This window comes from Roseateles sp. (genome assembly GCF_036486225.1).
Lineage (GTDB): Bacteria > Pseudomonadota > Gammaproteobacteria > Burkholderiales > Burkholderiaceae_C > Roseateles.
Genome location: NZ_DASVNZ010000154.1, coordinates 1 through 8755 on the forward strand (window position 1 = coordinate 1; position 8755 = coordinate 8755).

8 protein-coding genes are annotated in these 8755 nt (G+C 67.1%); 4 read left to right on the forward strand and 4 right to left on the reverse strand.

Going from position 1 to position 8755, the window contains the following annotated elements; all coding sequences use genetic code 11:
• Positions 1-211: 211 nt before the first annotated feature.
• Entirely contained in the window at positions 212-964 is a 753-nt protein-coding gene (locus VF536_RS10655) for a GNAT family N-acetyltransferase (RefSeq protein ID WP_331614823.1), read from the reverse strand.
• Between the two features lie 294 nt (positions 965-1258).
• Here VF536_RS10655 and rplM point away from each other — a divergent pair, with 294 nt between their 5' ends.
• From rplM to erpA, 3 genes are all read left to right on the forward strand, one after another.
• Positions 1259-1687, forward strand: a complete 429-nt coding sequence (gene rplM / locus VF536_RS10660; protein WP_067065533.1) for a 50S ribosomal protein L13 — start codon at positions 1259-1261, stop codon at positions 1685-1687.
• Positions 1688-1696: 9 nt separating this feature from the next.
• Entirely contained in the window at positions 1697-2089 is a 393-nt protein-coding gene (gene rpsI, locus VF536_RS10665; RefSeq protein WP_331614824.1) for a 30S ribosomal protein S9, read from the forward strand.
• A 230-nt stretch (positions 2090-2319) separates the two neighbouring features.
• Complete coding sequence (gene erpA, locus VF536_RS10670; protein WP_088407855.1) at positions 2320-2694, forward strand: iron-sulfur cluster insertion protein ErpA; 375 nt, start codon at positions 2320-2322, stop codon at positions 2692-2694.
• 116 nt (positions 2695-2810) lie between these two features.
• On the opposite strand, the gene VF536_RS10675 is transcribed toward erpA, so the two are convergent.
• Entirely contained in the window at positions 2811-3941 is a 1131-nt protein-coding gene (locus VF536_RS10675; protein WP_331614825.1) for an anhydro-N-acetylmuramic acid kinase, read from the reverse strand.
• Between the two features lie 72 nt (positions 3942-4013).
• On the reverse strand, positions 4014-5372 hold the full coding sequence (locus VF536_RS10680) for a M23 family metallopeptidase (RefSeq protein ID WP_331614826.1): 1359 nt from the start codon (positions 5370-5372) through the stop codon (positions 4014-4016).
• 412 nt (positions 5373-5784) lie between these two features.
• Here VF536_RS10680 and tyrS point away from each other — a divergent pair, with 412 nt between their 5' ends.
• Complete coding sequence (tyrS, locus tag VF536_RS10685; RefSeq protein WP_414710341.1) at positions 5785-6963, forward strand: tyrosine--tRNA ligase; 1179 nt, start codon at positions 5785-5787, stop codon at positions 6961-6963.
• Positions 6964-7150: 187 nt separating this feature from the next.
• Here the strand turns inward: tyrS and VF536_RS10690 are convergent.
• Positions 7151-8755 (reverse strand): S41 family peptidase (locus tag VF536_RS10690; protein ID WP_331614828.1); only part of this gene is annotated, 1605 nt, incomplete at its 5' end.

Here is an 8755-nt window from a genome sequence, read left to right on the forward strand (position 1 = left end):
AGACGGGACGGACCGTACGGATGGCGCCCCAGGGCGCCGGAGGACGCACGGGAGCAGCGAATCAGAGACACCGTACCGGGCGAATCGCGGGAATGTAGCGGAAAGGCGTTACAAATTGCATCCGAACTGACCCCCAGGACCCCCTGGAATCGGGTGGGGAGGTCGGGAATGAAACCGGTACCTGTGCGATCAGCGACGCGTCGGCGTGTCGTCAGCGCTTGCTTCCCGGGTCGTCGGTGCGGTCCCGCACCTTGCGGATGCGGGACTTCACCTCGGCCACGCCGTCCAGGAAATCGCCGACGGTGCGCATGTGTCGCTTGAACTGGAAGTCCCATTCGGCCATGTGGCGCTCCAGGGCCTCGTCCACATGCGAGGACACCGAGTCCGGCGGCAGCCGCAGCCAGGCCTCCGATTCGCCGCCGTCGCGCTCGACGGTCGCGCCGGCGTTGCGGGCGATCTTGAGCATGGGGGCGTTCTCGCTGAGCGCGTGGATGAAGAGCGTGTCGATGCCGCGGTTGCGTGCGTGCAGCGAGGCGCGTTCGAAGAGCCGGCCGCCGAAGCCCTTGCCGCGCGCGGAGGTGGCGACCGAGACGCCGAATTCCGCCATCGCCGGACGGCCCTTGATCTGCGGCGCTGGCGCGTAGGCGAGGTGGGCCACGGCGATCAGCTGCAGGCGACGGTTGAAGATGCCCAGCACCTCGTCGCGGACCAGGTCCAGGCCGCCGACGTACTTCTCGATCTGTTCGTCGCGGGCGGGATAACCGAAGCGCAGGTAGCGGTCCCGCTCGCCCAGCGCCAGCAGGTGCTGCAGGATGCGCTTGCGGTGGCGCTTGCCCAGCGAGCGGATCGGCACCCAGCCGGTCCAGCGCGCCAGCATCGCGCGCGGGCTCCAGCGGGAGGTCGGCGACGCCTCCGGCGCCTTCGGCTGGGGCGGGGTCGGGCGGGGATCGTTCGGGGCGGGCATGGTGCGTTCTGGGATGCGGACGGATGCTAGCGGGGAACGGCGTCGGCGCCTGTCCGGATGCGTCACAAAGCGGCGGCGCGAGCGGCCTGGAGGGTCCGCTGCCGGGCGCCGACAGCCGGCATTTGGGCTTTCGGGCGGGTTCTGCTAGACTCGTCGGCTTTCCCGTTTCCAAGGCAGCGGGGGAACGTCCGTGAGAGGCCGCAGCGAATCACTTTGACCGGTGACATCGCAAACAAGCGTGCACCGAGCGTACGGGGGCAGATCGCCCGAAGTTTCGCCTTTTGAAAGAATCTCATGAAGACCTTCAGCGCCAAGCCGGCCGAAGTGACGCACGAGTGGTTTGTGATTGACGCCACCGACAAGGTGCTCGGACGTGTTGCCAGCGAAGTGGCACTCCGTTTGCGCGGCAAGCACAAGGCCATCTACACGCCTCACGTCGACACCGGTGACTTCATCGTCATCATCAACGCCGAGAAGCTGCGCGTCACTGGCAACAAGGCCACGGACAAGGTGTACTACCGTCACTCGGGCTTCCCGGGCGGCATCTACGCCACCAAGTTCAAGGACATGCAAGCCAAGCATCCGGGCCGCGCCCTGGAAAAGGCCGTCAAGGGCATGCTGCCCAAGGGCCCGCTCGGCTACGCGATGATCAAGAAGCTGAAGGTGTATGCGGGCGACACGCATCCGCACACCGCCCAGCAGCCCAAGGCGCTGGAAATCTAAGGAGCGGAGATGATCGGAAACTGGAACTACGGTACCGGCCGTCGCAAGTCGTCTGTGGCACGTGTCTTCATCAAGAAGGGCACTGGCCAGATCACGGTGAATGGCCGTTCGATCGAGCAGTACTTCGGCCGTCAGACGTCCATCATGATTTCGCGTCAGCCCCTGCTGTTGACGAACAATGGTGAAGCGTTCGACATCAAGGTCAACGTGCACGGCGGCGGCGAGTCCGGCCAAGCCGGCGCGGTCCGCCTGGGTATCACCCGCGCGCTGATCGACTATGACTCGGCCCTGAAGCCCGAACTGAGCCGCGCTGGCTTCGTCACGCGTGACGCGCGTGAAGTCGAGCGTAAGAAGGTCGGTCTGCACGGCGCCCGTCGCCGGAAGCAGTTCAGCAAGCGCTGATCGACTTCCGTCCATCGATGGCATCCGGGTTGGGATGTCATCGGTGGCGAAAGCTCAAGGACAAGGCCGCTGCTTCAGCGGCCTTGTTTTTTTGGCGGTTCTTTCTTTCCGCCTTGTTTTTTGTTCGTCAGGGTGCATATCCTGCCGAAGGGGCTTATCTCCAAGGATCCGCAGTCGATGCGGGGGCTTTGAGATAATCCCGCCATTCCTCCGACACAACAGGATCCACGATGAGCGCAGTCCTCGAAACCACCTCCACCGATCTGGGCGGCATGCCGGCTCCGCTGGTCTTCACCGACAGCGCGGCTGAGAAGGTGCGCGAACTGGTGCTGGAAGAAGGCAATCCGGAACTGAAGCTGCGCGTGTTCGTGCAGGGCGGCGGTTGCTCCGGCTTCCAGTACGGCTTCACCTTCGACGAGGCCGTCAACGATGACGACACGCAGATGGCCAAGAACGGCGTGACCCTGCTGATCGACGCGATGAGCCTGCAATACCTGGTCGGTGCCGAGATCGACTACAAGGAAGATCTGCAAGGCGCCCAGTTCGTGATCAAGAACCCGAACGCGCAGACCACCTGTGGTTGCGGTTCGAGCTTCTCGGTCTGACCGGCGCACGCGCCAGACCTGTCGGAAGCAACGGCCCTCGGGCTGAATGACAAAGACCGCCTTCGGGCGGTCTTGTCGTTTCTGGCGGGCAAGCTGCTGCGAGGCGCCGCGCCCCATCAGGTGGGTGTGTAGCTGCCCAGTACCCGGTCGCCTGACGCGCCCGTTGCCGCAGGCAGGTTGCCGGGCAGCCCGCGCACGTGGCGCATCGCCAGCCAGGCGAAGGCGGCGCCCTCGACCTGCATCGGCGGGAGTCCCTTGGCGGCGGTGGTGCGGACGGCCACCGTGGGCAGCAATGCCTGCAGCCGCTTCAGCAGCGTGTCGTTGAAGGCGCCGCCGCCGCAGACCAGCAGCTCGCGCCATGCGCCCGGCGCGAAGGCGACCAGGCTGTCGAGGACGCACAGTGCGCTCAGCTCGAGCAGCGTCGCCTGCACGTCGACGGCGGAAATCCGAGGCGCGTGGGCCGCGATCCTGGCGTCGAGCCAGCCGAGATGGAACAGATCCCGCCCCGTGCTGCGCGGCGGAGCCTGGCGGAAGTAGGGCTCTGCAAGCAGCGCGTCGAGCAGTCCCGCATGTACCTGCCCTTGTGCGGCCCATAGGCCGCTGGCGTCGTAGTCGGCGCCCTGGTGGCGATGGACCCAGCCGTCCATCAGGCAGTTGCCGGGCCCGCAATCGAAGCCGCCGCTGCGGCCGTCCGCCCAGAGCAGACTCACATTGCTGATGCCGCCCACGTTCAGCACGACGACGTCGGTGCCGTCCTGCGCCAGCACTGCACGATGGAAGGCCGGCACCAGGGGGGCGCCCTGGCCGCCGACCGCCAGATCACGGCTGCGCAGGTCGTGCACGACCGCGATGCCGCTGAGCTCGGCCAGCAGAGGAGCGTTGAGCAACTGGAGCGTGAAGCCGGTGCCATCGAACTCGCCGGGGCGGTGCCGCACCGTCTGGCCGTGCGCGCCGAGGGCTCGGATCTCCTGCGGCACGAGCCGCTGGGTCGTCAGCAGGGACCGGCAGGCCTGCGCGTAGGCGCGGGCGATGGCATTGGCGGCGAGCGCCGCGCGTTGCAGCTCGTTGTCGCCGGGGCTGTTGAGCGCCAGCAGTTCCGCGCGCAACTCGGGGCCGAAGGGCTGGTACTCGTGTGCGAGAGCGTGGACGCGACCACTGGCCTCGGCGTGCAGCAACACCGCGTCGACGCCGTCGAGGGAGGTGCCGGACATGAGTCCGATGTAGAGCTCGGTGCCGGACTTCTTCATGGCCGGATGCTTGAGGCGTCGGAGTAGCGTGGCGGGGCGGCGGGGCGCCGGGAGGGCCGCGCGCCGGCTCGCTTACTCGCCGACGACGCCGTCGTGGATCGAGGCGGCGGCTTCGAGCGCGATCTTGGCGCTGGCGACCTGATCCTTGAAGACGGCCTTGGCGGTTGCGGGCAGGGTGACGGCCTCGGACGCACGGGCGATCACGCGCGGATCCTGCTGCTTGCCGTTGACGCGGAACTCGAAATGCAGGTGCGGTCCGGTGGCCCAGCCGGTCGAGCCGACGGCGCCGATCTTCTGGCCCTGATCGATCTTCTGGCCCTTCTTGACGTCGATCCGGCTCAGGTGGGCGTAGACCGTCATGCGGTTGCCGCTGTGCTTGAGCTGGATGACGTTGCCGAAGCCGTTCTGCCAGCCGGCGAACTCGACGTTGCCGTCGCCCACGCTGCGCACCGCGGTGCCGGTCGGTGCGCCGTAGTCGATGCCCTGATGCTGGCGCCAGGTCTGCAGAATCGGATGGAAGCGCATCGCGAAGCCGGACGTGACGCGCGAGAACTCCATCGGGCTCGCCAGGAACGAGCGGCGCTTGCTCTCGCCGTCGAAGCCGTAGTAGTTGCTCTTGCCGCTGGTCGGGTCGCGGAAGAACACCGACTGGTAGCTCTTGCCGTTGTTGACGAACTCGGCGGCCAGCAGGCGGCCTGAGCGGTTGCCCCAGGTGATGGGTTCACCGTCGGCGGTCAGGGTTTCGTAGACCAGCGAGAAGCGGTCGCCCTTGCGCAGTTCGCGATGGAAGTCGATGTCGCCCGAGAACATGTCCGCCAGTTGCGTGGCGATCGCGTCGGGCACATTGGCCTCGTCGGTCGCGGCGAACAAAGAGGACTGGATCGTGCCGCTGCCCAGGCGGGTCTGGGTCTCGTAGGCCGCGGTCTCGAGCTTGGAGACGAACTTGTCGCCCTGGCGCGTGATGCTCAGGCGGGTGAAGTGGGTGTCCAGCTGGTCGCTGGCCTCGGCGGCGTAGCGGGCCACGATGGACTGCACTTCGCCGCTGGCGGTCGCGACGATCTGCACACGCTTGCCGACGCGGCCGGTCAGCAGCTTCTTGGCAGTGTCGTCGGTGCGCAGGAAGGCGGCGGCAGTGGCGTCGAACGCGCCCATGCGCTTGAGCAGCGCATCGGCCGTATCGGCGGCCCGCGTGACGTCGTTTCGCGAGAGTCCCGGATCGAACGCGGCCAGCTCGGCCAGTTGCTCGTCCAGCGACTGCAGCGGGATGGATTCGGAGACGACGCGTTGCGGGAGGTCCGCCGCATCAGGGGCCATCGGCGCGACGCCGAAGGCGGTCACGGCGAAGCAGCTCAGGACACCGACCACGGTGCCGGTCAGGGCGCGGGGGTGTTTGGCCGCGAAGGATTCGGCGCGAGCGAGGGTGCGCTGCACGCGCTGCCATTCGTCATTCCAATTCATCACGCGCCGAAGACCTTTTTCTGGAGCCTGAGGTGCGCCATCCGCCGCCACGCCTGGAGAGCGCGTGGCCCGGATGGCCCGGACCGGAGATTCGGCGGCCTGTAAAGCGAAGGACGCCCTGAGGGGCGTCCGGAGCGCTCGGCAGACCGTCCACTAGAATCGCCGTCTTGCGTTGCAGCGTCAGGTCAGGCATGTGAATTGCCCTCCTGGCGCCCCGCAAAAACAGCCGAAAGTATAGCGGCGGGCCCGGGTTACAAATGCTAGAAAACCCGATAAATCAAGACTTTACGTAAGCCCGTGCGGGCTCCGAAGTGCCATGTCTGACATCCGAACCCCAGCCCCGTCGACGCCCGAATTTCCGATCACGGATCGCGTCCGTCACGCAATGCAGCAATCGCTGCGCGGCTGTGAGGAATTGCTGCCGCAGGACGAATGGTTGAAGAAGCTGGCCCGTTCCGAGGCCACCGGCCAGCCGCTGCGCATCAAGCTGGGCCTGGATCCGACCGCGCCGGACATCCACGTCGGCCACACGGTGGTGCTCAACAAGATGCGCCAGCTGCAGGACCTGGGGCACCAGGTGATCTTCCTGATCGGCGACTTCACCTCGATGATCGGCGACCCGTCCGGCCGCAACGCGACCCGCCCGCCGCTGACGCCGGAGCAGATCAAGCACAACGCCGAGACCTACTACAAGCAGGCCAGCCTGGTGCTGGACCCGGCGCGCACCGAGATCCGCTACAACAGCGAATGGAGCGACCCGCTGGGCGCGCGCGGCCTGATCCAGCTGGCCGCGAAGTACACGGTCGCCCGCATGATGGAGCGCGACGACTTCACCAAGCGCTATGCGGCCGGCACGCCGATCTCGGTGCACGAGTTCCTCTACCCGCTGATGCAGGGCTACGACTCGGTGGCCTTGAAGTCCGACCTGGAGCTGGGCGACACCGACCAGAAGTTCAACCTGCTGATGGGGCGTCACCTGCAGGCCGAGTACGGCCAGGAGCAGCAATGCATCCTGACGATGCCGCTGCTGGAAGGCCTGGACGGCATCGAGAAGATGTCCAAGTCCAAGAACAACTACGTGGGCATCGCGGAGCCGGCCAACGGCATGTTCGCCAAGATCCTGTCGATCAGCGACGTGCAGATGTGGAAGTGGTTCGACCTGCTGAGCTTCAAGTCGATCGAGGAGATCGCCGCGCTGAAGCGCGAGGTCGAGGGCGGGCGCAATCCGAAGGAGGCGAAGGTGATGCTCGCCAAGGAGATCACCGCGCGTTTCCACAGCGCGCAGGCCGCCGAGGACGCCGAGGCCGACTTCAACAACCGCGCGCGCGGCGGCATCCCGGACGATATTCCCGAGGTCTCGCTGAGCGGCGCCCCGATGGGCATTGCGGCCTTGCTGAAGGCGGCGAACCTGGTGCCGTCGAACGGTGAAGGCAACCGCAAGATCGAGCAGGGCGGCGTCAAGATCGACGGCGTCACGATCAGCGACAAGGCCCTGAAGGTCGAGGCCGGCACGATGGTGCTGCAGGTCGGCAAGCGCCAGTTCGCGCGCGTGACGCTGAGCTGAACGCACGACATCAACGCACGACAGCAACGACAAACGGGAGGCCAAGGCCTCCCGTTTTCATTGGTGGACAGCGAGTGCCACCGGGACCGGAGCAGGGTGGGAGGTTCGCGGACGCGAGGCCTCCTACCCTGTGCAGGGCCGCGCTCGACCTATGCAGTTCCCGCCGAGCGCTCAGCGTCGCTCAGGGTCACTGCTTGATGGGCCGCAGATACGGCCCCGGTTTCGGCGTCTTGATCGGATCCTTCGCGATCGCGTCCTTCAGCCACGCGACGGCCGCATCGAGCTGCGCATCCTGCCCGTTGGCGGTTGCCCGGGGCGGGTTGTCGACCTCGATGTCCGGCGTCACGCCCTTGCCCTCGACGAGGAACTGGCCGTCGACGGTGATCTGGCCGTTCTCGGCGGAGCGCATCAGGCCGTTGTCCATCAGGCGGTTCTGGTCGGACAGCCACACGCCGGCGCCCGAGGTCGTCTTGCCGATGACGGGCCCCAGGCCCAGTCGCTTGAAGCCTTCGGAGAAGGTCTCGCCGTCGGAGTAGGTTTCCTCGTTGGCGATCACGACGACCTTGCCGCGGAACACCTGCTGCATGTTCGGATACGGCTTGCTGCCGTACGGCGAGCGCGGCTGCCAGAAGGCCCAGGCGCGACGCAGCAGCGTCTGCAGGATCCAGCTGTCGATGTTGCCGCCGTTGTTGTGGCGGACGTCGATGATCAGGCCTTCGCGCTCGCTCTGCGCGTAGAACTCGCGGACGAAATCGCCGATGTCGTCGCGGGTCATCGCGCGCAGGTGCAGGTAGCCGATCTTGCCGTCGGCGGCCTTGTCGACGAGCCTGGCACGGCTGAAGCGCCAGTCGTTGACGCGCAGCTGGCTCTCGCGGCGCACGTCGACCGGGGTCACGACGACCGGACGTTCCTTGCCGGAGGGCTCGCGGATCTGCAGCAGCACCTGCTTGCCGGCCTGGCCGCGCATCAGCTCGCTGGGATCGGGCACCGAGGCGGCCTTGCGGCCGTTGATCTGCGTGATCACCGCGCCTTCGGCGATGTTCAGGCCGGGCGCGGCCAGCGGGCCGGCTTCGGACGGCAGTTCCGGATCGCCGGCGAAGATGCGGGCGATCTTCCAACCGTTGCCCTTGGGGTCGCGCTCGAGCTGTGCGCCCAGGCCGGCGTAGCCGGGTTCCTCGACGCCCTTGCGGAGCTCGCCCGGCGCGACCTGGCTGTGCAGCAGGCTGAGCTCGCCGACCATCTGCGCCATCAGCTCGGCGAGTTCGCCGCGCTCGGTGACGCGCTCGGTCAGCGGGAAGTACTTGGCGCGCATGGCGGCCCAGTCCACGCCGTGCATGTCCTTGTCGTAGAAGAAGTCGCGCTGCATGCGCCAGGCGTCGTTGAACATCTGGCGCCATTCGGCCTTCGGGTCGACCGCGATCTGCCAGTCGGACCAGCGCACGCGCGACTTCTCGACGTCGCCGGGGATCTTCGGACCGGCATCGACGATCAGGATCTCCGGCGCGGTGCCCGGGGCGGCCGAGCGGCGGATCAGCAGCTTCTTGCCGTCGGCGCTCAGGTCCCAGGCGGCGACGCCGTCAGCGAAGGTCTCGAGCTTGGATTCCTGCGGGCCGATCGGCAACTGGCGCAAGGCGCTACCTTCCTGCACGTACAGGCGCTTGGAGTCGACCGCCAGGCCGCTGTAGTTGCCCGCGGCGGCCGGGACTTCATACAGGCGCAGCGCGAGACCGGCGATCTGGATCTCGGGCTTGCCGCTCTTCGCGGCGGGCTGGGCGGAGGGCTTGGCTTCCTT

Excerpts from the sequence above, each read along its gene's own strand:
- VF536_RS10655 (WP_331614823.1), bottom strand. The coding sequence starts at position 964 with ATGCCCGCCCCGAACGATCCCCGCCCGACCCCGCCCCAGCCGAAGGCG.
- rplM (WP_067065533.1), top strand. The coding sequence starts at position 1,259 with ATGAAGACCTTCAGCGCCAAGCCGGCCGAAGTGACGCACGAGTGGTTT.
- rpsI (WP_331614824.1), top strand. The coding sequence starts at position 1,697 with ATGATCGGAAACTGGAACTACGGTACCGGCCGTCGCAAGTCGTCTGTG.
- erpA (WP_088407855.1), top strand. The coding sequence starts at position 2,320 with ATGAGCGCAGTCCTCGAAACCACCTCCACCGATCTGGGCGGCATGCCG.
- VF536_RS10675 (WP_331614825.1), bottom strand. The coding sequence starts at position 3,941 with ATGAAGAAGTCCGGCACCGAGCTCTACATCGGACTCATGTCCGGCACC.
- tyrS (WP_414710341.1), top strand. The coding sequence starts at position 5,785 with ATGCAGCAATCGCTGCGCGGCTGTGAGGAATTGCTGCCGCAGGACGAA.